This is a genomic window from Rhodoferax sp. ZS1R25, assembly GCF_056521335.1.
On record NZ_JBWMAZ010000002.1, the window covers coordinates 20,381 to 42,976 of the forward strand.

The 22,596-nt window shown below is 63.0% G+C and carries 18 protein-coding genes and 1 tRNA gene; 8 read left to right on the forward strand and 11 right to left on the reverse strand.

Annotated elements, in window-relative coordinates; genetic code table 11:
• Window positions 1–8: 8 nt before the first annotated feature.
• Entirely contained in the window at window positions 9–1,112 is a 1,104-nt protein-coding gene (gene hemH / locus AC097R_RS10900) for a ferrochelatase (RefSeq protein ID WP_479598145.1), read from the reverse strand.
• On the opposite strand from hemH, the gene AC097R_RS10905 reads away from it, so the two are divergent.
• Window positions 1,111–1,830, forward strand: a complete 720-nt coding sequence (locus tag AC097R_RS10905; protein WP_479598146.1) for an HAD family hydrolase — start codon at window positions 1,111–1,113, stop codon at window positions 1,828–1,830. The two genes, hemH and AC097R_RS10905, sit on opposite strands and share 2 nt — an antisense overlap.
• On the opposite strand, the gene AC097R_RS10910 is transcribed toward AC097R_RS10905, so the two are convergent.
• From AC097R_RS10910 to hpnC, 10 genes are all read right to left on the reverse strand, one after another.
• Window positions 1,827–4,226 (reverse strand): penicillin acylase family protein, encoded by a 2,400-nt coding sequence (locus AC097R_RS10910; protein WP_479598147.1) that lies wholly within the window; start codon window positions 4,224–4,226, stop codon window positions 1,827–1,829. The genes AC097R_RS10905 and AC097R_RS10910 overlap by 4 nt on opposite strands.
• A gap of 36 nt (window positions 4,227–4,262) precedes the next feature.
• On the reverse strand, window positions 4,263–5,588 hold the full coding sequence (locus AC097R_RS10915) for an ABC1 kinase family protein (protein ID WP_479598148.1): 1,326 nt from the start codon (window positions 5,586–5,588) through the stop codon (window positions 4,263–4,265).
• On the reverse strand, window positions 5,563–6,111 hold the full coding sequence (locus AC097R_RS10920) for a DUF2867 domain-containing protein (protein ID WP_479598149.1): 549 nt from the start codon (window positions 6,109–6,111) through the stop codon (window positions 5,563–5,565). The genes AC097R_RS10915 and AC097R_RS10920 overlap by 26 nt, the downstream gene beginning before the upstream one ends.
• A complete protein-coding gene (locus tag AC097R_RS10925) occupies window positions 6,108–6,845 on the reverse strand; it encodes a TetR/AcrR family transcriptional regulator (RefSeq protein WP_479598150.1) in 738 nt (245 codons plus the stop codon). Before AC097R_RS10925 ends, AC097R_RS10920 begins: the two co-directional genes overlap by 4 nt.
• Window positions 6,846–6,858: 13 nt before the next feature.
• The gene (locus AC097R_RS10930) at window positions 6,859–7,233 is read right to left on the reverse strand and encodes a hypothetical protein (RefSeq protein ID WP_479598151.1); all 375 of its coding nucleotides are present in this window, start codon (window positions 7,231–7,233) and stop codon (window positions 6,859–6,861) included.
• Between the two features lie 14 nt (window positions 7,234–7,247).
• On the reverse strand, window positions 7,248–7,613 hold the full coding sequence (locus tag AC097R_RS10935; protein ID WP_479598152.1) for a DUF6463 family protein: 366 nt from the start codon (window positions 7,611–7,613) through the stop codon (window positions 7,248–7,250).
• A 67-nt stretch (window positions 7,614–7,680) separates the two neighbouring features.
• The gene (gene hpnE, locus AC097R_RS10940) at window positions 7,681–8,970 is read right to left on the reverse strand and encodes a hydroxysqualene dehydroxylase HpnE (protein WP_479598153.1); all 1,290 of its coding nucleotides are present in this window, start codon (window positions 8,968–8,970) and stop codon (window positions 7,681–7,683) included.
• A complete protein-coding gene (gene hpnD, locus AC097R_RS10945) occupies window positions 8,967–9,806 on the reverse strand; it encodes a presqualene diphosphate synthase HpnD (RefSeq protein WP_479598154.1) in 840 nt (279 codons plus the stop codon). Before hpnD ends, hpnE begins: the two co-directional genes overlap by 4 nt.
• A gap of 30 nt (window positions 9,807–9,836) precedes the next feature.
• Entirely contained in the window at window positions 9,837–10,757 is a 921-nt protein-coding gene (locus AC097R_RS10950; protein WP_479598155.1) for a hypothetical protein, read from the reverse strand.
• Between the two features lie 149 nt (window positions 10,758–10,906).
• Complete coding sequence (gene hpnC, locus AC097R_RS10955; protein ID WP_479598156.1) at window positions 10,907–11,788, reverse strand: squalene synthase HpnC; 882 nt, start codon at window positions 11,786–11,788, stop codon at window positions 10,907–10,909.
• 146 nt (window positions 11,789–11,934) lie between these two features.
• Here hpnC and AC097R_RS10960 point away from each other — a divergent pair, with 146 nt between their 5' ends.
• The 7 genes from AC097R_RS10960 to lon all read left to right on the forward strand — a co-directional run bounded on the left by AC097R_RS10960 (window position 11,935) and on the right by lon (window position 22,568).
• Window positions 11,935–13,104, forward strand: a complete 1,170-nt coding sequence (locus AC097R_RS10960) for an efflux RND transporter periplasmic adaptor subunit (RefSeq protein ID WP_479598157.1) — start codon at window positions 11,935–11,937, stop codon at window positions 13,102–13,104.
• A gap of 7 nt (window positions 13,105–13,111) precedes the next feature.
• The gene (locus tag AC097R_RS10965) at window positions 13,112–16,267 is read left to right on the forward strand and encodes an efflux RND transporter permease subunit (RefSeq protein ID WP_479598158.1); all 3,156 of its coding nucleotides are present in this window, start codon (window positions 13,112–13,114) and stop codon (window positions 16,265–16,267) included.
• A 113-nt stretch (window positions 16,268–16,380) separates the two neighbouring features.
• Window positions 16,381–16,467, forward strand: a tRNA-Leu gene (locus AC097R_RS10970).
• A 71-nt stretch (window positions 16,468–16,538) separates the two neighbouring features.
• The gene (gene tig / locus AC097R_RS10975; protein WP_479598159.1) at window positions 16,539–17,849 is read left to right on the forward strand and encodes a trigger factor; all 1,311 of its coding nucleotides are present in this window, start codon (window positions 16,539–16,541) and stop codon (window positions 17,847–17,849) included.
• A 137-nt stretch (window positions 17,850–17,986) separates the two neighbouring features.
• Window positions 17,987–18,616, forward strand: a complete 630-nt coding sequence (gene clpP / locus AC097R_RS10980; RefSeq protein ID WP_479598160.1) for an ATP-dependent Clp endopeptidase proteolytic subunit ClpP — start codon at window positions 17,987–17,989, stop codon at window positions 18,614–18,616.
• Between the two features lie 101 nt (window positions 18,617–18,717).
• Window positions 18,718–19,983: an ATP-dependent Clp protease ATP-binding subunit ClpX gene (gene clpX / locus AC097R_RS10985; RefSeq protein WP_310338598.1), complete on the forward strand. Its 1,266-nt coding sequence runs from the start codon at window positions 18,718–18,720 to the stop codon at window positions 19,981–19,983.
• 143 nt (window positions 19,984–20,126) lie between these two features.
• Window positions 20,127–22,568, forward strand: coding sequence for an endopeptidase La (gene lon / locus AC097R_RS10990; RefSeq protein ID WP_479598161.1), 2,442 nt, complete (start codon window positions 20,127–20,129; stop codon window positions 22,566–22,568).
• Window positions 22,569–22,596 lie beyond the last annotated feature (28 nt).

The window sequence follows — 22,596 nt, forward strand, 5'->3', positions numbered from 1 at the left end:
TGAAGAGCCTACTGCTTCGCCCCCATCTTCACCGCCGCCGCTCTTGATGCCTGCAGCACCGCCGCATCCGGAACCTCCAGCGTGGGCCAGCCTTGCAGATGTTTCTGCGTCAGGTTGCACAGTGCGGTGATCCACTCCGGGTCGTCGTTCAGGCAGGGGATGTAGTGGAACTCTTTGCCGCCTGCGTGCGTGAATGCCTCGCGGCCTTCCATGTTGATTTCTTCCAGGGTCTCCAGGCAGTCGCTGCTGAAGCCGGGGCAGACCACGTCCACGCGTTTCACGCCGGCCTTGCCCATGGCGATCAGCGTGGGTTCGGTGTAGGGCTCCAGCCACTTGGCACGGCCCAGTCGGGACTGGAAGCTGACCTGGTATTGGTCCTTGCCCAGGTTCAGTGCTTCCGCCAGCAGGCGTGCGGTCTTGTGGCATTCGCAGTGGTACATATCGCCCAGCTGCAGCGTGCGCTCGGGCACGCCGTGAAAGCTCATGAGCAGTTTGTCGGGTTTGCCGTTGACCTTCCAGTAGCGCTGGATGCTGCTGGCCAGGGCGTTGATGTAGCCGGCGTCGTCGTGGTAGCGGTTGATGAAGCGGAACTCGGGGATGGCGCGGGTCTTGGCGGCCCAGGCATAGACCGCGTCGCACAGGCTGGCGGTGGTGGTGGCGCTGTACTGCGGGTAGGCCGGCACCACGAGCACGCGGGCGACGCCCTCAGCTTTCATGGCGTCCAGCTGCGAGGCGATGGACGTGCTGCCGTAGCGCATGGCCCAGCGCACCTTGACCTGGTGGTTGCGCTGGCCCAGCCAGCCCTGCAACAGCTTGGCCTGCTTTTCGGTCCACACCTTGAGCGGCGAGCCTTCCTTGGTCCACACGCTGGCGTACTTGGCGGCCGACTTGGCCGGGCGGGTGCGCAGGATGATGCCGTGCAGGATCAGCAGCCACAGCAGACGCGGAATTTCCACCACGCGCGGGTCGCTCAAAAACTCGGCAAGGTAGCGGCGCACGGCCTGGGGTGTGGGCGCATCGGGTGTGCCCAGGTTGCACAGCAGCACCGCCGTGCGGGGTACCTGACCATGGGTGTAGGGGGGCTCGGGCTGGAAGGGGGAGGTGAGAAGCATGCGGTATTCTCCCGCACCTATGCTGGCACTTTCTTCCATACGCGCAATCACCCTGGATCTGGACGACACTTTGTGGCCCATCTGGCCCTGCATAGAGCGTGCAGAAAAGGTCTTGCATGCCTGGCTGCTGCAGTACGCGCCAACCACCGCCGCGCTGTATGCCGACCCGCACGAACGGCGCAGCCTGCGCGAGGCTACCGCGCTGAAATGGCCGGACCAGGCGCATGACCTGAGCGTGCTGCGCCGCGAATCCATTCGGCTGGCGCTGGAGCGCACCGGCGACGACACCGACCTGGCCGACCCCGCCTTTGACCTGTTTTTTGCCGAGCGCATGCGCGTGGAGTTGTTTGACGATGCCATTGCCACGCTGGAGTGGATGGCCGCGCGCTGGCCGATTTACGCGGTGTCCAACGGCAATGCCGATGTGAACGCCGTGGGCATTGGCGCGTATTTCAAGGGCAGCGTGAGTGCGCGTGATGCAGGGGTGGGCAAACCGGACCCACGCATTTTTCATGCGGCAGCGGATGCGCTGGGTGTGCCGCCCGAGGCCATCCTGCACGTGGGGGATGACGCGGCGCTGGACGTGCTGGGCGCCCTGGGTGTGGGCATGCAGGCCGTGTGGGTGAACCGCAGCGACACGCTGTGGAGCTACACCCAGCAGCCCCACGCCACCGTGGCCAGCCTGACCGAGCTGCGCGACCTGCTGGCCAGCGGCTAGCGCCCCGGCTTCAGCGTCAAGGTGCTCTCGGTGTGGGCCTTGACGTCGTCTTCGTCCAGGTGCTGTGGCACATACGCCCCTGCCGCATAGCGCTCGGCCTGGTCCGCGTAGTGCTTGTCAAACCGCACACCGCTTTGACCCACCGGGTTGATACCCACCGACAGGCTGGCATCGGCAAAGTCGATCACGCGGCGTGTAGATGGTCCGTAGCTCACCGCCCATGGCGCTGGGCCAATGGGGTTGGACAGGTTGTTGGGCGTCTCGCGGCCACCGGGTACCGCGAACGGGCCGACATTGAACAGCCAGTCCAGCGGCTTTTGCCGGCCCAGCGGGTGGTTGTGGGTCAAGGTGTGGGTCTTGCCCCAGGTCCAGTCCAGCAGGCTGGCGCCGTACAGGCCTTGCAGGTGCTTGAGCGTGTTGACCCAGGCAAGGCGCACCGTCTCAAAGCGGCTTTCCACCGCCTTGGTGTTTTTGTTGTCCCACCAGGGGGAGTTGGCGTCGGCTATCAGCAGCGGCAGGGCCGCGTCCAGCGCGCGGGTTTTCAGCAGGTTCTTGAACTGCACCTCGCCCATCTCATCCTCCATCGCACCCTTGGCCAGCTCGTACATCAATTGCGTGAACAGCGTGGGGGCAATGCTGTCGGTGGTGTAGTTGCCGTCCCATTTGGTCAGGGGTTCCAGAAACGCCTTGTCGTTGGGGTCGGTCACCACGGCCTGCAGCACCGGCAGTAGGTCTCGCAGGATACGTGGCCCATAGCCGTTGCTGGTGTCCAGCTGCAGGGCCTGGGCGGCCTTGGTGTCCCAGCGGATTTTGGGGTTGCTGAGCACGTTGTCCAGGCGCTGGGCGCGGTCGGCCAGGTTGTAGTAGCCGGGCACTGGCACACCGCTGCTGGGCTTGGGCTGTTGGTTGGCGGACATGACGTAGCCGCGCGCCGGGTTTTCTTCCTGGGGGTTGAAGGTGAATGCGTAGAAGCCCGGCTTCTCGGCCTCGCCCTTGGCGGCGTCCAGAATGAAGGTGGGGTTCACACCCGTGGGGCGCTGCGGCAGCTTGGCGGCAGCCCACCAGCCGATATCGCCCTTGGCACTGGCCCAGACAATGTTCAGGCCCGGCGCGTGGATTTTGCTGACCGCCTCACGCGCCTTGTCGCGGGTGTCGGCGCGGTTCAGCTCATAGAACGCCTGCAGGATGGGGTTCTCGGTTTCCAGATAGGCCCACCACATGGCAATGGGGGTGTCGCCCAGGCTGTCCTTGAAAGCATCGTTGATCAGGGGGCCGTGGGGCGAGCGGCGCAGGGTGATTGACACGGGCGCAGCCCCCTTTACCGTGATGGTCTCAGTGCGCGTTTCCAGGTTCACCCACTGGTTGTTGTGCCAGACCTGCTGGGCGTTGTCGGGGTTCACCTTCTCGGCGATCAGGTCCATGTCGTCATTCTGGAACATGGTCAGGCTCCAGCCAAAGTCCATGTTGTGGCCCAGCAGCGCGGCCGGGCTCAGGGCCTGAAAGTGGCCATACAACTCAAAGTCGGGCGCGCTCAGGTGGGCCTCGTACCAGACGCTGGGGGTGGAGAACGCAATGTGCGGGTCGCCCGCCAGCAGCGGCTTGCCGCTGACCGTGCGCTTGCCCGAGATGGCCCAGGCATTGCTGCCCTCCAGCAGGGGAATGCTGGCCAGCTCCATGGCCTCCTGGCTGACCTGTGCAATGCGGTTCAGGCCTTTCCAGTCGCTGTCTTTCAGTGCCGTGGTCGGCGCCAGCACGCCTTCGGGGTGCCAGTCGATGTCAAACACGCGCAGGTAATCGGCGCCCAACTTGTCGCGGATGAAGGTCATGGCCGGCTCGGTGCGAAACGCGGTCGCAAAGCTGTAGGCCAGGTAGCCCGACACGGCCACCGTGTCCTCGGGCGTGAAGGGCGTGTGGGGAATGCCCAGGATGTCGAATTCCACCGGCGAACGGTTGTGGTCCTGGTACTGGTTGACACCGTCCAGGTAGGCCTGCAGGGCCTTGTTGGCTGGCGTGTTCATGTCCATCGCTGCGGCCATGGCCTTGGCGCGGGCACGTATGCCCAGGGTGCGGAACAGCTTGTCGGTGTCCAGCAGCTTGGGGCCCAGAATTTCGGCCAATTCGCCCTTGGCCAGGCGGCGCACCATTTCCATCTGGAACAGCCGGTCTTGTGCATGCACATAGCCCAGTGCGCGGTACATGTCGATCTGGTTGGCCGCGTCGATGTGGGGCACACCGCGCTCGTCGTAGCGCACGGTGACCTTGGCGCTCAGGTTGTCCAGCAGCAGGGTGCCGCTGCGCACCGGTTGCTTGGTGTAGAGGTACCAGCTGCCCAGGGCTAGCGCGGCAATCACGAGCAAGGCCAACAGGCCACCAAGAATTTTCAGGATGAACTTCATGGCGGCTATGGTGCCACCAAATTTGCCCGCTGCGCCCTAAAAAATCCAGGGGTTGGTGGTGCGCACCCGCGCACCCAGGCTGCGCAGCATCTGCGTGAGCCCCAGGTAGGCGCGGTCAAAGTGCGGCAGGTCCGGGGGCAGGGCGTGCATGTGGGTTGTGGCGGCGCGCCGAGCGGCCGCGTCGGGTTGGGGCAGCGGTGGCAGTTGGCCAAAGTCGTACACCGCGCTGCGCAGTGGCAGGCATTGCCAGTCTTGCACGCCGGCCAGCGCGGGCAACAGCTCGGTCTCAAAGCGGTGCAGGTCCAGCGCGAGGTCAATCAGCTCCAGCGCCAGGTAGGCGTTGCGCAGCGCAGCCGTGTCTTTGGGGCGGCGCAGTGCAGCCCTCCAGGCAATGGTTGCCTGCGCGCAAAACAGGGGCGACAGCGTGCGCGTGCAGCCAAAGTCCAGCAGGCCTAGTCGGCCTTCGTCCATGAACAGGTAGTTGCCCGCATGCGGGTCGGCCTGCATGCGTTGCAGGCCCCAGGCGCACTGCATGAAAGTGTCAAACAGCAACTGGCCATAGTGGTCGCGCTGGGCCTGGCTGGGCTGGGTGGCCAGCCACTCGGCCAGGTGCAGGCCGTGCAGGCGCTGCATGGTGAGTACCCGTGGCGTGGTGCGGTCCATATACGGTTGGGGCAACACCAGCTGCGGGTGCTGCAGGTGTTGGGCAAACCATTGCTGTTGCTGGGCCTCGTGCACATAGTCCAGCTCTTGCGTCAGCGTCTGGGCGATGTTGTCTATCACGCGGGCCTGGATGTCGGGGCTGGGCAGCGCCTCGGGCCCCAAGCTGATGCCCTTGAGCAGCAGGCGCAGCATGCCCAGGTCGCTCTGGATGGTGGCGGCCATGCCGGGGTACTGCAGCTTCACGGCCACGGCCTCGCCGCTGAACAGCGTGGCCGCGTGTACCTGGCCCAGGCTGGCGGCGGCAAAGGCCTGCAGGTCAAATTCGGCAAACAGCGCCTCAGGGCTGTCACCCAACTCCTGGCGCAGCAGCTTGAGCACTAGCGCGCGGTTCAGCGGCGTGACCTGGTAGTGCGCGCGTGCCAGCTGCTGGCGCACGCCGTCGGGCAGCAAGCCCAGCTCCATGCTCAGCAGCTGCGATGCCTTCAGCGCCGTACCTTTGAGCTGGTTGAGCGCGGTGAACGCGATGCGGCCCATCTTGGCCTCGTGCTCCACGCGGGCGGCTTCCTGGTCGGCCGCGCTGGCATTGCGCTGCACCAGCCGGGTGGCCGATCGCGCCAGCTGCGTGGCACCGGCCTGTGCTGCGGCGGCGCCCACGATGGCGCTGCGCGCGAGCTTACTGGTGCGCGGTGCTTGCGGCATGCAGGGACTGGCTCAGCATTTTGGGCACGATGATCCGGTGCACCGGCCCCACGATGGCCATGTAGGCCCGGCCCAGCGCATTGTGGTTGTGCACCACGGTGCTGACCGACACCACGGGCTGGCCGTCGTGCTGGTGTTTGTAGACCGAGAGTTCCACGCGCAGGTGATTGTCGTCATCGCACAGGATGACCTCGGGCGCCGACAGGTAGCACAGGCTGAAGATGCCCGCGCGGTCGCCCAGCGCGTAGCGGGCGGCGGGCTTGCTGTCTTGCGCCTGCATCGTCACCTCTAGCCTGCCCAGGTGTTTGAGGCCCACCAGGCGCACGGCCTGGTTGCGCACCGACATGAGAAAGTTCATCCAGCCCGGGGTGTAGCCCATCACGGTCAGGTAGGTTTCCATGGCGCTGCTGGCGGGCTGCGGGTCGGCAAAGGTGTAGCAGTCGGCAAAGTCAGCACCCGCCGTGCGCTGGGCGATTTGGCTGTGCGGGGGCAGCGGGGTTTCGGTGATGGTGGTGGCGCTCATGGTTTTCCTGAGGTTTGCAGGGTTTGGCGGGCGCGCTGCATCAGGTCCAGCCAGCCGCCTCCGGGTTGCATCAGGCGCGCCAGTTGGCTGCGCAGCATGAAGCCGCCCAGCTCCAGCAGGCGGTCCACCAGGCCGCTGCGCAGCGCCACGGTCAGCACGCCCAGGCTCAGGTCGGTCATGCGCGTGGTGTCGGCAAAACCGTCCGACGTATCGCGCAACCAGAAGCCGAGCACCGCGTACACATAGTCGGCCATCAGGCTGGACAGGCTGCCCTGAAATCCGCAGGGCGGTATCTCGCCGCTAGCCTGCGCGGCCTCCAGCATCTCGGTGAACGCGGCCTGCAGCAGTGCCTTGCCGGGCAGGGCGCCGCTGAGCAGGGCCAAGGGCGCCTTGTTCAACAGCTGGTGCGCCAGGGCGACAAACTCGCGGTCGGGCAGCAGCGTTTCCAGCAGGTGGTCCACCGGCAGTTGCATGCGCTCTTGCAGCGAGAACGTGTCCAACCCCTTGGTCTTGCGGGTGCGGACCAGGGCATCGTCCACGGCCTGCTCGAAATAGGCCAGCACCAGTTTTTCTTTGCTGGGGAAGTACTTGTAGATGGTGGCATCGCCCAGCTCGGCGGCGCGGGCGATCTGCTTCATGGTGGTGCCGTCAAACCCGTGCTGGGTCATCAGATCGACCGCCGTGCGGATCAGCAGGCGGTGGCTTTGGGCTTGTTGGGCTTTGGTGGTGCGCATGGGGTAGAGGCTTTCAGGCAGTGCCTTCCCAGCGCGCATCGGCGCGCAGGGCAGAGTAGGTCCAGATGCCGCCGGCCAGGTCCGCCAGGCCAAACAGCATGATCATGGGGCTGCCCAGGCCCGCGAGGGCAAAGGCTGTGAACGCGCCGAAGACAACGAAGCGCGTGTAGACGGACGCGACCAGAAACGGCTTGAACTCATGGCTGGCCGCCACCCAGGCGTACACGCCAATCATGAAGGCCACCAACCCCACCACGCGAATCCACACCTCGGGTGTGGGCGGTATCTGCAGCAGCGCGAGTAACAGGTTGGGTACGGTGATGAGCACGGCGCCGGCGAGGAACAGATAGACGGCGAAGACCTTGGCGCTGAAGGCAGAGCTGGACATGGTGAATTCCTTTTTTAAAGCGAAAGCCAGCCACAGCCGGCAGCAATGAGCAAAGGCCCGGCAGGCAGTGCGGCCCAGAAAGGCGACTTGGGAAAGGCCGCCGCACCCACCACGCCGGTGAACAGCAGGTAGCCGCCCACGATCTTCAGCAGCGCCAGGTCACCAGAGCCTGCCGCGTGTAACGCAGTGTGGCCAGCCAGCACCAGCAGCGGGCCAAAGACCATGAACCAGAAGGCGGTGCGCCGCTCCTCAGACGCCGCGAACTGGCCGATGTAGCCGCTGGCCCAGGCGGCCCGCAAGGGGGCTGCGTATTTGCGCGCGCCATAGGCGATGTGCCCCAGACCCAGGAGGACCATGAACCAAGCGACGGTGTGTGCCATGGAATGCCTTTATGAAAACTAACTTTTCATAAATGTAGCATTTAACTTAATTTAAAGATAGTAAGTTTCATAAAATACCTGCGGCAGCCACGCCGCTGCGTACCGCACCTTCCAGCGTGGCGGGGTAGGGGCCGTCCACGTAGTCGCCGCAGGCCCACAGGCCGGGGGCGATGGTCTGGGTGGGGCGCACCAGCCCCGGTGTGCAGGCAAAGGTGGCGCGCTTTTCCACTACCGTTTGCAGCGGGGTGAGCGCCAGGCCCAGCTGCGCTTGGGCCTGGGCCAGCACCTGGGTTTGCAGGGTGTCGCGGTCGCCCTCGCTGGCGCTGACCACAAAGGCCAGGAGCCCTTGGGGACCACCGAGCTGACCGCGGTCGAAGACGAATTGGGCGGGGTAGGTCGCATCGCTGCGCAGCGCCAGCATGGGCTGGCTCAGGCGGGCGCCAGCGGCATGGGCGTACACGGTGGCAATGGCTTCAAACTGAAGCGCCTGCGCGGTGGCGGCCCAGGTTTGCAATGCAGTTGCTATGGTTTCAGGAGCTGCACGCGCAGATTCCACAATGGCTACAGCCGCATTCGATGATGCAGTGGCCCACAGCACGGCGTCAAAGGGTTGGCCGTTGACGAGCCAGCCTGTGCCTGCAGGTTGGGGTGTGAGCTGTTCCACGCGAGTGCCCAACTGCACCACGCCGCCCTGTGCCTGCAGCCAGTCGGCCGCGGCTTGGGGGAACAGCGCGGCTAGGTCGGCGCGTGGCAAGAGCAGGTTGGAGCTGCCGCGCCCGCCAAACAGCGAGTCACGCAGTACGGTCAAAAACACCTGGCCGCTGGCGCGCTCGGCCGGCGTGTTGAGGGCCGACACGCACAGCGGGTCAATCATGGTGGCCAGCACGGTGGGCGTGAGCGTGCGGCACAGGTCGGCTACGCTGGTGTGCGGCGCGCAGGCAAAGCCGCCCAGCTGCCAGCCGGTGGCGGCGCGCAACAGGCTCCATTTGTCGGCCCAGGTCCAGCCGCGCGCGCGCGCAATGCCGGCCAGCGCATCCAGCGGGCTGGGCCAGTCGGGCAAGGCCAGACCGTCGCCATCGGGGAACAGCAGCGTGAGCGGCAGGCGCAACAGGGTGGCCTCAGGGTCCACACCCACGGTGCGCATGATTTTGAGGGTCTCGGAATACGCGCCAATCAGGATGTGCTGGCCGTTGTCCAGCACCACGGGCGTACCGTCCGGCAAGGTGCCCTGCAGGGCTCTGGCCCGCCCACCGACTGCGCGGGCTGCTTCAAAAACTGTAGCGTGGTGGCCAGCTTGTGTAGCGGTCACCGCGGCGGCCATACCGGCCCAGCCGGCACCTACAACCGCTACTTTCACAGCCTGCCTAAGGCTTGCACCTTCCACGCCAGCCAGAACTTGCGCAGTGGCGTGAGCGCGATGCGCTGGTGCAGCACCTGGAAGTTGTCGGCCTCGATCTCGCGCAGCAGGGCGCGGTAGATGCTGGCCATCATCAGGCCGGGCTTTTGCGCGCGGCGGTCATCCGCGGGCAGCAGCGCCAGGGCTTCGTCGTACAGCGCTTGCGCGCGCTGCGCCTGAAATTTCATCAGCGCGGTGAAGCGGTCGGAATAGGTGCGCTTCAAGATCTCGTGCGCCTTCACGTCGAACTGCTGCAGCTCGTTCACCGGCAGGTAGATGCGGCCGCGCAGGGCGTCTTCGCCCACGTCGCGCAGGATGTTGGTGAGCTGCAGGGCCTGGCCCAGCTTGTGGGCGTAGGCGGTGGTTTGTGGGTCGGTCTGGCCGAAGATGCGCGCCGCCACCTCGCCTACCACGCCGGCCACCAGGTGGCAGTAGCGCTGCAGGCCGGGGTAGTCCAGGTAGCGGGTTTGCTCCAGGTCCATCTGGCAGCCCTCAATCACGCCCAGCAGGTGGCGGGCCTCGATGCCGTACAGCGCCGTGTGGGGCATCAGCGCCTTCATCACCGGGTGCACGGGGTTGCCGGAAAACGACTGGGCCACTTCGGTCTGCCACCAGGCCAGCTTGGTCGCGGCCACGCCGGCGTCCACCATCTCATCCACCACGTCGTCCACCTCGCGGCAGAACGCATAGAACGCGGTGATGGCGGCGCGCCGCGGTGCGGGCAGAAACAGAAAGGCGTAGTAGAAGCTGCTGCCGCTGGCGGCGGCTTTTTCCTGGACGTATTGCTCTGGGGTCATGGCGGGGATTGTTACATCCCGCGGCCGCTCTCAGCGGAACTCGGAGGGTTTGAAGTAGTACTCGTCCGGGATGCTCATGAAGGCATCGGTGAGCAGCGGGTTGTCAATGACAATGGTGGCGCGTTGGGCCAGCTTGGCGCGCTGTAGGGCGCGGCGTACCGAGGGGTCGCTGCCCAGCAGTTTCTGGAACGCGCCTTCGGCAAACGCCCGCTTGAGGCCCGACAGGATCATCGCGTGCAACTCGGTGCAATCGGACCGCAGGTAGAACAGGCGGGCAAAGCGGTAGATCAGCAGCACATGCGGGTCCACCACCATGGAGGGGGCGAAGTCGCCGTACTGCTCGGAGAAGCCGTACACCTCGTTCATGCCCAGTGGCAAAAAGTCAAAGCGCTTGGCCTCCAGCATGGGGAACAGCGACTCCAGCGTGGGCCCGGTCACCACCGAGATGCCGGCGGCCTGCATGATGGCGTTGTTGGACCAGCCCAAGCCTTGCCCCGCGCGAAAGCGACGCAGCTGCGTGAGGTTGCCCACGCGGGCAAACTCGTTCTCCAGGCTGTAGTGAATCAGGCTGAGCCGGTAGCCCAAAAGGCCGCGGTCAATGGGGAAGTAAATCGCGCTGAAGGCTTTTTCAAACTCGGCGCCCGAGCCAAAGTCCGCCACATTGACCTCTCCCCGGCGCAGCATGGCACGGGCGCGCTCGTCGTTGACAGCGATGGGGTGCAGGCTGAGGGTGTAGGGCTTGCCGCTGCGTTGCAGGGCCAGCTCCAGCACGCGGTAGCCCAGGTTGTCGGTGCCATTGGCATTGAGGTTGGGGTAGACCACGGCCACAGGCGACTGCGCGCGGGCCGCGCGGGCACCACCCAGCGCCAAGCCGGCACCGGCGAGGTGCAGCAGGGAGCGACGGGTCCAACGAACTGACGAAATCTCTTTTTTATTAACTGACGCAGGCATGCCATTGATTGGACCATGTCGACACGCCGCAACCTGGCCAAACTTCTAGGGGAAAGCACCAGTTCGGCTATCCAAAAGTGGACCGTTTGGTCAACTGCTGTTTGAGGGAAATAGCCCTCCAGACCGCGTGAAATATGCGCTTGCAGCTATCAATTTGGGAGCATTGGTTCGCCATGCGCGCGCATGCGCCAGGCGCGCCACAGCAGCAGCGGAAAATCCCAGGCCCGCAGCACGGGGCGTTGGCCCAGGGTGCGGTAGTCCAGCGCCGCGATCTTGTCCAGAATGCGCAGCCCGCCTTGCACCACCAGGCGCAGCTCCCAGCCGGCCCGGCCCGGCAGACGGTGTACCAATGGAGCGCCCCGCAGCATGCTAGCCCGCGCAGACGCTACGCTGGCAGCTATTAATTTGGTAGCGGACTCGGTCTGGCGCTGGGCCAGCACATCGGCCTGCGGCACGCCAAACTGCGCGCGCGCAGCATCGCTCAGGTAGTAGCGGCCGCGGGGAATGTCCACGCTCAGGTCTTGCCAGAAGTTGATGAGCTGCAGCGCGGTGCAGATGGCATCGCTCTGCGCCAGCGCCTCTGCGTCGTGCACGCCATACAGATGCAGCAGCAACCGGCCCACGGGGTTGGCGGAGCGGCGGCAGTAGTCCAGCAGCTCGGCCTCGTCGGCGTAGCCCGTGCGGTCGCGGGTCTTTTCAATGTCTTGTACAAAAGCGTCCAGCAGGTCGTGCAGCAGCGGGGTGGGCAGGGCGTGTTCACGGATCGCCCATTGCAGCGGGCCGAACACTTGGGGCCAGTCGGCAAAGGCGCTGCCACCGTCGGCGGCCTGCTGCAGCGCCAGGCGGTAGGCCTGCAGGCTGGCCAGGCGCTGGGCGGGGCTGGCATCGCCCTCGTCGGCCATGTCGTCGGCGGTGCGGGCGAAGTGGTAAATCGCCGCAATCGGCGCGCGCAGGTGCGGCGGGCACAGCCAGGACGCCACGGGAAAGTTCTCGTAATGGGCGATTGGCGTGGCGGCGGGGGCAGTATGCATGGGGCGATTGTGCCCGCGCAGGGTTTTGCTTTACCCCAGCTTGACAAAGCTCAGTAGTTACCCTAAATTACTAACCAGTCGGTCATTAGTCGGTGGTTGAGCCTGGTTTCAGCTGCCTTTTTCCTTTCCTCTTTGCACCTGCCACCATGCAACTCAAATCCTTTGCCACCGGGGCCTCGCTCATCGCAGCAGCGCTGGTACTCGCCGCGTGCTCCAAGCCCGCGCCCTCCGAAGAGCCGATCCGCGCGGTCAAAGTGGTCACCGTGGGGCTGGACAGCATCCAGTCCGGTGCCGAGTTTTCCGGCGAAGTGCGGCCCCGCGTCGAATCTCGCCTGGGCTTTCGCGTCGCCGGCAAGCTGGTGCGCCGCCCCGTGGAACTGGGCCAAACGGTGAAAGCCGGCCAAGTGCTGGCCCAACTGGACCCCCAAGACTACAAACTGGCCACCGAAGCCGCCCGCGCCCAAGTGGCCGCTGCTGCGACCAACCGTGACCTGGCCGCTGCCGACTTCAAGCGCTTCAAGGAACTGCGCGACCAGAACTTCATCAGCGGTGCCGAACTGGAACGCCGCGAAACCACCCTCAAAGCCGCCCAGGCCCAGTTGGACCAGGCGCAAGCCCAGCTCAACAGCCAGGGCAACCAGGCGTCGTACACCTCGCTGGTGGCGGACGTGTCTGGCGTGGTGACGGCCATTTCCGCCGAACCCGGCCAGGTGGTGACCGCCGGCACGCCGGTGGTGCAAATCGCCCAGGACGGCCCGCGCGACGTGGTGTTCGCGGTGCCGGAAGACAAGGTGGCGCTCATCAAAGCCGGCTCGTCGGTAGACGTGCGGGTCTGGGCCAGCAAGACCACGGTGAAGGGTGTGGTGCGGGAAGTGGCGGCCAGTGCCGACCCGGTGACACGCACATTCACCGTGAAGGTGGCGTTGGACAGCAAGGATGCATTGACTTTGGGTACCACCGTGTCGGTCGTGCCGCAGGCGTTTGACCGCAGCGGTGTGCAAGTGGTCAAACTGCCTACCAGCGCGCTCGTTCAGAGTGGCAAGTCCACCGCGGTGTGGGTGTTGGATACGGCCAGCATGACCGTGAAGCTGCAAACCATTACCGTGGCCACGGCCGATGGCAACGAGGTGGTGGTGGCCGACGGCCTGCAGCCCGGCACCCAGGTGGTGGTGGCGGGCGTGCACGTGCTGTCGCCCGGCCAGAAGGTCACCCTTTACCAGCAAAAAGGTACTCCAGCCCCCGTGGCTACTGCGCCAGCAGCTCCTGAATCTGTAGCAGCTGCCGCCGTGGCTGCCAGCGCACCTGCTGCCAAGTGAGCTGCCCATGAACCTCGACGAACCCAAAAAAGGTTTCAACCTTTCCAAGTGGGCCTTGGACCACGCGGCGCTCACGCGCTACCTGATGATCGTGCTGCTGTTGCTGGGGGTGGCTGCCTACTTCCAGCTGGGGCAGGACGAAGACCCGCCGTTCACCTTCCGCGCCATGGTGGTTCGCACCTACTGGCCCGGTGCCACGGCGCAGCAGGTGGCCGAGCAGGTCACCGACAAAATCGAACGCACCCTGCAAGAGGTGCCCTACGCCGACAAGATCCGCAGCTACTCCAAGCCCGGTGAGTCGCAGATCATTTTCCAGATCAAGGACTCCAGCCGCCCCGCGGATGTGCCCAACGTCTGGTACAGCGTGCGCAAGAAGGTGGGCGACATCCGCGGCACCTTGCCCGGCGGTGTGGTCGGCCCGTTCTTCAACGACGACTTCGGTGATGTGTATGGCGTGATCTACGCGCTGGAGGCCGATGGCTTCAACTACGCCGAGCTCAAGACCTTTGCCGACGACGTGCGCCAGCGCCTGCTGCGCGTGCCCGATGTGGCCAAGGTCGAGCTGTTCGGTGCACAGGACGAGAAGCTGTACATCGAAATTTCGCAGAAGCGCCTGGCCCAATTGGGGCTGGACCTGAACCAGGTGTTGGCCCAGCTAGGCCAGCAAAACGCGGTGGAATCCGCCGGCGCCGTGCAAACCCCGCTGGACGTGGTGCAGGTGCGCGTGGGCGGCCAGTTCAACCGCGTGGAAGAACTCGAAGCCATGCCCATCCGCGGCGCATCCGGCAACCAGCTGCGGCTGAAAGACATTGCCACCATCGCCAAAGGCTATGTGGACCCCCCATCCGTGAAGGTGCACCACCAAGGCAAGGAAGTCATTGCCCTGGGCGTCTCCATGACCAAGGGTGGCGACATCATTTCGCTGGGCCATTCGCTGGAATCGGTCTTCAAGGGCATCGAGAAAGACCTGCCTGCCGGTATCAAGCTGGTGCAACTGCAGGACCAGCCCAAGTCGGTGACCACCTCGGTGGGCGAGTTTGTGCGCGTGCTGATCGAGGCCGTGGTCATCGTGCTGGCCGTGAGTTTTATTGCACTGGGCCTGCACAAGCGCCCGGGCAACAACCCGCTGTGGAAGCGCTGGATTCTGGACATCCGCCCCGGTCTGGTGGTGGGCATCACCATCCCGCTGGTGCTGGCCGTGACCTTCCTCGGTATGTATTACTGGGGCATTGGCCTGCACAAGATTTCGCTGGGCTCGCTCATCATCGCGCTGGGCCTGCTGGTGGACGACGCCATCATTGCGGTGGAAATGATGGTGCGCAAGATGGAGGAGGGCTACGACAAAGTGCGTGCCGCCACCTTCGCCTACGAAGTAACCGCCATGCCCATGCTGACAGGCACCTTGATCACTGCCGTGGGCTTCCTGCCCATCGGCCTGGCCAAGTCCACCACGGGCGAATACACCTTTGCCATCTTCGCGGTGACGGTGCTGGCGCTGATCCTGAGCTGGTTTGTGTCGGTGTACTTTGTGCCCTACCTGGGTACCTTGCTACTGAAGGAGCACAAGCACCATGCGGGCGAAGAGTCGGTCCACAACGAGCACTTTGACACGCCGTTCTACAACATCTTCCGCAAGACGGTGAACTGGTGCGTGCAGCACCGCTGGCTCACCATTGGCGCCACCATTCTGGTGTTCGCGCTGGGCATTTTCGGCATGGGCAAGGTGCAGCAGCAGTTCTTCCCCGATTCCAGCCGTCCTGAAGTGCTGGTAGACATCTGGTTTCCCGAAGGTACGTCCTTCGCGGCCAACCAGGAAGTGACCCAGCGCGTTGAAAAACGCCTGATGCAGGAAGAGGGCGTCAACACCGTCAGCACCTGGATTGGTTCGGGCGTGCCGCGCTTCTACCTGCCGCTGGACCAGGTGTTCCCGCAATCCAACGTCTCGCAGTTCATCATCATCCCCAAGGATTTGAAGGTGCGTGAGACGCTGCGCGTGAAGCTGCCTGCACTCTTGGCCACCGAGTTCCCCGAGGTGCGTGGCCGCGTGAAGCTGCTGCCCAACGGCCCGCCTGTGCCGTATCCGGTGCAATTCCGCGTGGTGGGCCCAGAGCCTTTGGCGCTGCGTGAGCGCGCGGACGAGGTCAAGGCTGTGATGCGTGCCAGCTCCAACACACGGGGTGTGAACGACAACTGGAACGAGCCCGTCAAGGTGCTGCGTCTGGAAGTGGACCAGGCCAAGGCCCGCGCCCTGGGCGTGACCAGCCAGTCCATCGCACAAGCGTCCAAGACTGTGTTGGCCGGCACCACCGTGGGCCAGTACCGCGAGGGTGACAAGCTCATCGACATCGTGCTGCGCCAACCGCTGGACGAACGCAATGCCATCACCGACATTGCCAACGCCTACCTGCCCACGGCCAGCGGCAAGTCGATCCCGCTTACGCAGATTGCCAAGCCCGTGTTCACCTGGGAGCCCGGTGTGATGTGGCGCGAAAACCGCGACTACGCCATCACCGTGCAGGGCGACATCGTGGAAGGCCTGCAGGGCGCCACCGTGACGGCCGAGCTGCAGCCCAAGCTCAAAGAACTGGAAGCCCAGTGGCAAAAAGCGGGCTACCAAGGCTACGCCATCCAGGTGGCGGGTGCGGTGGAAGAAAGCTCCAAGGGCTCGGCCTCCATCGTGGCGGGTGTGCCCGTCATGCTGTTCTTGACCTTTACGCTGCTGATGCTGCAACTGCACAGCTTCAGCCGCGCGCTGCTGGTGTTTATCACCGGGCCGCTGGGTATTGCCGGTGTGGCGGGCGCGCTGATCCTGCTGGGTCGTCCGTTTGGCTTCGTGGCGCTGCTGGGTGTGATCGCCCTGATGGGCATGATCCAGCGCAACTCGGTGATCCTGATCGACCAGATCGAGCAGGACCGCGCCAATGGCATCCCGGCCTGGGACGCGATTGTCGAGTCGGCCGTGCGGCGTTTGCGCCCCATCGTGCTGACGGCGGCAGCCGCGGTGCTGGCCATGATTCCGCTGTCCCGCTCGGTGTTCTGGGGCCCTATGGCCGTGGCCATCATGGGCGGGCTCATCGTGGCCACGGTGCTGACATTGCTGGCACTGCCAGCCATGTACGCCGCCTGGTTTAGGGTCAAACGCGAGCCGGCAACGCCGGTCTGATGGAAGACGGTCTTTCCGCAGGTTAAAATAGCGGGTTGACCGATTTCAAATGGGGGGTCAGAGTCTTGCGGCGTGAGCCAGCAGGTACTTCCGGCCTCCCATTGTTGTTTTTTGCGCGGGTGGCGAAATTGGTAGACGCACCAGGTTTAGGTCCTGACGCTGGCAACAGTGTGGGGGTTCGAGTCCCCCCCCGCGCACCAACCTTTAAACAGGCATCTTTGAACGATGCCGCAGGTGAAAGTCCTGCCAAAACCAAAATTAGGAGTTAGCCATGGCCGTTACTGTAGAAACTCTGGAAAAGCTGGAGCGCAAGATCACGTTGACCCTGCCCGTGGGCGTGATCCAGACTGAAGTGGACAGCCGTCTGCGCAAGCTGGCCCGCACCGTGAAGATGGACGGTTTCCGTCCCGGCAAAGTGCCCATGAACGTGGTGACACAGCGCTACGGTTACTCCGTGCACTACGAAGTGATGAACGACAAGGTCGGCGAGGCTTTTGCCACTGCCGCCAATGAAGCCAAGCTGCGTGTGGCTGGCCAACCCAAGATCACCGAGAGCGAAGTCGCTCCCGAAGGCCAAATGGCATTTGACGCCATTTTCGAAGTGTTCCCTGAAGTCAAGATTGCTGATCTGGCGACGGCCGAAATCGAAAAACTGGCCGCCGAAGTGACCGACGAAGCCATCGACAAGACCATCGAGATCCTGCGCAAGCAGCGCCGTACCTTCGCCCAGCGCGCCCAAGGCACCGCTGCGCAAGACACCGACCGCGTGACCGTGGACTTCGAAGGCAAGATCGACGGGGAAGTGTTTTCCGGCGGCAAAGCCGACGACTTCCAGTTCATTCTGGGTGACGGCCAGATGCTGAAAGAGTTTGAAGACGCAACCCGCGGCATGAAGACCGGCGAAAGCAAGACTTTCCCCCTGGCATTCCCCGCTGACTACCACGGTAAAGACGTGGCTGGTAAAACTGCCGACTTCCTGGTGACCCTGAAAAAGCTTGAAGCCGCCAACCTGCCCGCCGTGGACGGTGAGCTGGCCAAGTCCTTGGGCATTGCCGAAGGCACCGTGGAAGCCCTGCGCGCTGACATCCGCAAGAACCTGGAGCGCGAAGTCAAGCACCGCCTGCTGGCCCGCAACAAGCAAGCCGCCATGGACGCCTTGGTTGCCAAGGCAGAGTTGGACCTGCCCAAGTCCAGCGTGCAAGCCGAACTGGACCGCATGATCGAAAACGCCCGTGCGGACCTGAAGCAACGTGGTATCAAGGACGCTGACAAGGCGCCGATTCCTGACGACATCTTCCGTCCGCAAGCCGAGCGCCGCGTGCGTCTGGGCCTGGTGGTGGCTGAGCTGGTGCGTGCCAATGACCTAGCGGCCAAGCCCGAGCAGATCAAGGCCCACATTGACGAGCTGGCTGCCAGCTACGAAAAGCCTGCCGACGTGGTGCGCTGGTACTTCGGCGACAACCGCCGCATGGCCGAAGTGGAAGCCATCGTGATCGAAAACAATGTGACTGACTTCGTGTTGGCCAAAGCCAAGGTGTCTGACAAATCCATCTCGTTTGACGAGCTGATGGGCCAGAACTAAGCACCTGTGCGCCCGGTGTGTTTTGCACGCCGGTACAGAAATGGGGCTTGCGCAGGACTTGCAGTCCAGCGGTCAAGCCCCATTTGCATGGAGGCAATGGTTTTTCGGTACAGTTACCACTTCAAATTGGAGAGCTTATGAACGTGAAATATGGAATGTCCGGCGCAATGGAAACCCAGGCCCTAGGCATGGTTCCTATGGTGATTGAGCAGTCGGGCCGCGGTGAGCGCTCCTACGACATCTATTCACGCCTGCTCAAAGAGCGCGTGATTTTTTTGGTGGGCCCGGTCAATGACCAGACCGCCAACCTGGTGGTGGCACAGCTGCTGTTCCTGGAAAGCGAAAACCCTGACAAGGACATTTCGTTCTATATCAACTCTCCTGGTGGTTCGGTCAGCGCTGGCATGGCGATTTTTGACACCATGAACTTCATCAAGCCTGATGTGTCCACGCTGTGCACCGGCATGGCGGCCAGCATGGGTGCGTTTCTGCTGACCGCAGGCGCCAAGGGCAAGCGTTTCTCGCTGCCCAACTCCAAGGTCATGATTCACCAGCCTCTGGGCGGTACCCAAGGCCAGGCTACCGAAATCGAGATCCACGCCCGCGAGATCCTGAAGACCCGCGAGCAGCTCAACAAGATCTTGGCCGAGCGCACGGGACAGCCACTGGAGAAGATCGAGCGCGACACCGAGCGCGACTATTACCTGTCTGCTGACGAAGCCAAAGAGTACGGCTTGGTGGACCAGGTGATTGCCAAGCGCCCCTGATCGGATCTGCGAAAGCGTCCCCCAACGGTGTCTTTCTGATGGAAAGGCACCGTTTTTATTTGGTTATCATTGGTTAACTTAGCGGAAAAGGCAGACTTCACATGGCCGAGAAAAAAGGCTCAACCAGCGAAAAAACCTTGTATTGCTCTTTCTGTGGCAAGAGCCAACACGAGGTTAAGAAGCTGATCGCTGGCCCGTCGGTGTTCGTGTGCGACGAGTGCATCGAACTCTGCAACGAAATCATTCGCGACGAGTTGCCTGCGACGACCGAGAACAAGGACGGCCGTGGCGACCTGCCCACGCCCTCCGACATCAAGGCCAACCTGGACAACTACGTCATCGGGCAAGAGCCTGCCAAGCGCACGCTGGCGGTGGCGGTGTACAACCACTACAAGCGACTCAAGCACAAGGAAAAAGCCAAGAAGGACGACGTGGAGCTGGCCAAGAGCAATATCTTGCTGATTGGCCCCACCGGTTCCGGCAAGACCTTGCTGGCGCAAACACTGGCACGCATGCTGGATGTGCCGTTCGTGATGGCCGATGCCACCACGCTGACCGAAGCCGGCTATGTGGGCGAGGACGTGGAAAACATCGTCCTGAAGCTGCTGCAAAGCTGCAACTACGATGTGGACCGCGCCCAGCGCGGCATTGTCTACATCGACGAAATCGACAAGATTTCCCGAAAATCCGACAACCCGTCCATCACGCGTGACGTGTCGGGTGAGGGCGTGCAGCAGGCCCTGCTGAAGCTGATTGAAGGCACCATGGCCAGCGTTCCCCCGCAAGGCGGACGCAAGCACCCCAACCAGGATTTCGTGCAGATCGACACCACGAACATTTTGTTCATTTGCGGCGGCGCTTTCTCGGGTCTTGAAAAAGTCATCGAGAACCGCACCGAATCGTCGGGCATCGGTTTTGGTGCCGCGGTGAAGAGCAAGCAGCAGCGCGCGCTGACCGAGGTGTTCAAGGAAGTGGAACCCGAGGATCTGATCAAGTTCGGTCTGATTCCCGAGTTGGTGGGCCGTATGCCTGTGGTGGCAACCTTGGCCGAACTGACGGAAGACGCCTTGGTGCAAATCCTGACCGAGCCGAAGAACGCGCTGGTCAAGCAGTACGCCAAGTTGTTGGCCATGGAGGGTGCGGAGCTGGAAATTCGTCCCGCTGCCCTTAAAGCCATTGCCAAGCGTGCCCTGATTCGCAAGACGGGTGCACGGGGCCTGCGTTCCATCCTGGAACAGTCCTTGATCGACACCATGTACGAGTTACCCAATGCGGTCAACGTCGAGAAGGTGGTGGTCGACGAGTCCACCATCGAAGAAAACAAGCCTCCGTTGCTGGTTTACCGCGAATCAGCCAAGAAGGCGTGATTGCTACCTGCCCAATGACCAGATTTACATGGTTTTTGGGCAGGTTCACCGGAACTACTGTCCTATTCCTCTGCTGATAATGGCAGTGAGCTTGAAATTCAGGCATCCCGGTCCATATTCAACAGGTAACAAAAAGGTTCCCCATGTCTGGCCACACACCGCTGCCTGCTACCCCCCTTGATTTACCACTGTTGCCATTGCGCGATGTGGTTGTTTTCCCCCATATGGTGATTCCACTGTTCGTGGGTCGTCCCAAGAGCATTAAGGCCCTGGAGGCCGCGATGGAGGCTGAGCGCCGCATCATGCTCGTGGCCCAGAAGGCCGCCGCCAAAGACGACCCTGTGGTCTCGGACATGTTCGATGTGGGCTGTGTGTCCACCATCCTGCAAATGCTCAAGCTGCCGGATGGCACTGTGAAGGTGTTGGTGGAAGGTCACCAGCGCGCACGCGTGAATGAAATCGTGGAAGGCGAGCAGCATTTCACGGCCAACGTTACGCCCATCGAAATCCCCGATGACACGAGTGACAAGGCCCGCAAGGTCGCCAGCGAAGTGGAAGCCCTGCGCCGCGCGGTTATGCAGCAGTTTGATCAGTACGTCAAACTGAACAAAAAGATTCCTCCTGAAATCCTGACCTCGATTTCCAGCATCGACGATGCCGGTCGCTTGGCCGACACCATCGCCGCCCACCTGCCGCTGAAGCTGGACAGCAAGCAGGCCGTGCTGAGCCTGCCCGAGGTTAAGGACCGCCTGGAAAACCTGTTTGAGCAGATCGAACGCGAAGTCGACATTTTGAATGTGGACAAGAAGATCCGTGGCCGCGTGAAGCGCCAGATGGAAAAGAACCAGCGCGACTTCTATCTGAACGAGCAGGTCAAAGCCATCCAGAAAGAACTGGGCGAGGGCGAAGACGGCGCAGACATCGAAGAGATCGAGAAGAAGATCAAGGCCGCCAAGATGCCCAAGGAAGCCTTGAAGAAGGCCGAGGCCGAGCTCAAGAAGCTCAAGCTGATGTCGCCTATGTCGGCCGAAGCCACCGTGGTGCGCAACTACATCGAAGTGCTGACCGGTTTGCCCTGGACTGCCAAGACCAAGATCAAGCACAACCTGGTGAATGCCGAAAATGTGCTGAACGAAGACCATTACGGCCTGGACAAGGTTAAGGACCGCATCCTGGAATATCTTGCAGTGCAACAGCGCGTGGACAAGGTGAAGGCGCCCATCCTGTGCCTGGTCGGCCCCCCTGGGGTGGGCAAGACCTCGTTGGGTCAGTCCATTGCCAAAGCCACGGGCCGCAAGTACGTGCGCATGGCCTTGGGTGGCATGCGTGACGAGGCCGAGATTCGCGGCCACCGCCGCACCTACATTGGTGCGATGCCAGGCAAGGTGTTGCAAAGCTTGTCCAAGGTGGGTACCCGCAATCCGCTGTTCCTGCTGGACGAGATCGACAAGCTGGGCACGGACTTCCGTGGCGACCCCAGCAGCGCGCTGCTGGAGGTGCTGGACCCTGAGCAGAACCACAAGTTTGGCGACCACTATGTGGAAGTGGACTATGACCTGAGTGACGTGATGTTTGTTGCGACCAGCAACTCCATGAACATCCCGCCAGCGCTGTTGGACCGCATGGAGGTGATTCGCCTGTCGGGTTACACCGAAGACGAAAAGACCAACATCGCCATTACCTACCTGCTGCCCAAGCAGATGAAGAACAACGGCGTGAAGGCCACAGAGTTGTCGATTTCCGAAGGTGCAGTGCGCGACATCGTGCGCTACTACACCCGTGAGGCGGGCGTGCGTTCGCTGGAACGTGAGTTGTCCAAGATCTGCCGCAAGGTGGTCAAGGGCCTGCTGCTGAAGAAGATGGAAGGCCAGGTGCAAGTCACCGTGGACAACCTGAACGATTTCCTGGGCGTGCGCAAGTACACCTATGGCCGTGCAGAGGAGCAAAACCAGGTGGGCCAAGTGGTCGGCTTGGCGTGGACCGAGGTGGGCGGCGATTTGTTGACCATCGAAGCAGCGCTGACTCCTGGGAAGGGCGTGATCACGCGCACCGGTTCACTGGGCGATGTGATGAAAGAGTCTGTGGAAGCCGCGCGTACGGTGGTGCGCAGCCGCTCACGCCGACTGGGCATCAAGGACGAGGTGTTTGAAAAGAAAGACATCCACATCCACGTGCCCGATGGCGCAACGCCCAAGGACGGTCCCAGCGCAGGTGCAGCCATGGCTACCGCTTTTGTGTCAGCGCTCACAGGTATTCCTGTGCGTGGTGATGTAGCAATGACCGGTGAAATTACCCTGCGGGGCGAGATCACCGAGATCGGCGGACTTAAGGAAAAGCTATTGGCTGCGCTGCGGGGTGGGATCAAAACGGTGTTGATCCCCGAACAGAACGCCAAAGACCTGCAGGACATTCCCGAGAATGTGAAGAACGGTCTCGAGATCGTTCCTGTGCGTTGGATCGACCAAGTGTTGGAGCTGGCGCTGGAGAGCCATCCCATTCCTTTGACGGATGAAGAGGCGCTGCCTGCGACGGCAGTGGCTGCCATTGCGCCCGTCGTGCAGTTGGATGATTCGGTCAAACACTAAGTGCTGACACTTTTTGAGTCTGAGTGGA

What these genes read in the sequence shown, in the direction of transcription:
- AC097R_RS10905 (WP_479598146.1), top strand. Translation starts at nt 1,111, where the DNA reads ATGCGGTATTCTCCCGCACCTATGCTGGCACTTTCTTCCATACGCGCA.
- hemH (WP_479598145.1), bottom strand. Translation starts at nt 1,112, where the DNA reads ATGCTTCTCACCTCCCCCTTCCAGCCCGAGCCCCCCTACACCCATGGT.
- AC097R_RS10910 (WP_479598147.1), bottom strand. Translation starts at nt 4,226, where the DNA reads ATGAAGTTCATCCTGAAAATTCTTGGTGGCCTGTTGGCCTTGCTCGTG.
- AC097R_RS10915 (WP_479598148.1), bottom strand. Translation starts at nt 5,588, where the DNA reads ATGCCGCAAGCACCGCGCACCAGTAAGCTCGCGCGCAGCGCCATCGTG.
- AC097R_RS10920 (WP_479598149.1), bottom strand. Translation starts at nt 6,111, where the DNA reads ATGAGCGCCACCACCATCACCGAAACCCCGCTGCCCCCGCACAGCCAA.
- AC097R_RS10925 (WP_479598150.1), bottom strand. Translation starts at nt 6,845, where the DNA reads ATGCGCACCACCAAAGCCCAACAAGCCCAAAGCCACCGCCTGCTGATC.
- AC097R_RS10930 (WP_479598151.1), bottom strand. Translation starts at nt 7,233, where the DNA reads ATGTCCAGCTCTGCCTTCAGCGCCAAGGTCTTCGCCGTCTATCTGTTC.
- AC097R_RS10935 (WP_479598152.1), bottom strand. Translation starts at nt 7,613, where the DNA reads ATGGCACACACCGTCGCTTGGTTCATGGTCCTCCTGGGTCTGGGGCAC.
- hpnD (WP_479598154.1), bottom strand. Translation starts at nt 9,806, where the DNA reads ATGACCCCAGAGCAATACGTCCAGGAAAAAGCCGCCGCCAGCGGCAGC.
- AC097R_RS10950 (WP_479598155.1), bottom strand. Translation starts at nt 10,757, where the DNA reads ATGCCTGCGTCAGTTAATAAAAAAGAGATTTCGTCAGTTCGTTGGACC.
- hpnC (WP_479598156.1), bottom strand. Translation starts at nt 11,788, where the DNA reads ATGCATACTGCCCCCGCCGCCACGCCAATCGCCCATTACGAGAACTTT.
- AC097R_RS10960 (WP_479598157.1), top strand. Translation starts at nt 11,935, where the DNA reads ATGCAACTCAAATCCTTTGCCACCGGGGCCTCGCTCATCGCAGCAGCG.
- AC097R_RS10965 (WP_479598158.1), top strand. Translation starts at nt 13,112, where the DNA reads ATGAACCTCGACGAACCCAAAAAAGGTTTCAACCTTTCCAAGTGGGCC.
- tig (WP_479598159.1), top strand. Translation starts at nt 16,539, where the DNA reads ATGGCCGTTACTGTAGAAACTCTGGAAAAGCTGGAGCGCAAGATCACG.
- clpP (WP_479598160.1), top strand. Translation starts at nt 17,987, where the DNA reads ATGAACGTGAAATATGGAATGTCCGGCGCAATGGAAACCCAGGCCCTA.
- clpX (WP_310338598.1), top strand. Translation starts at nt 18,718, where the DNA reads ATGGCCGAGAAAAAAGGCTCAACCAGCGAAAAAACCTTGTATTGCTCT.
- lon (WP_479598161.1), top strand. Translation starts at nt 20,127, where the DNA reads ATGTCTGGCCACACACCGCTGCCTGCTACCCCCCTTGATTTACCACTG.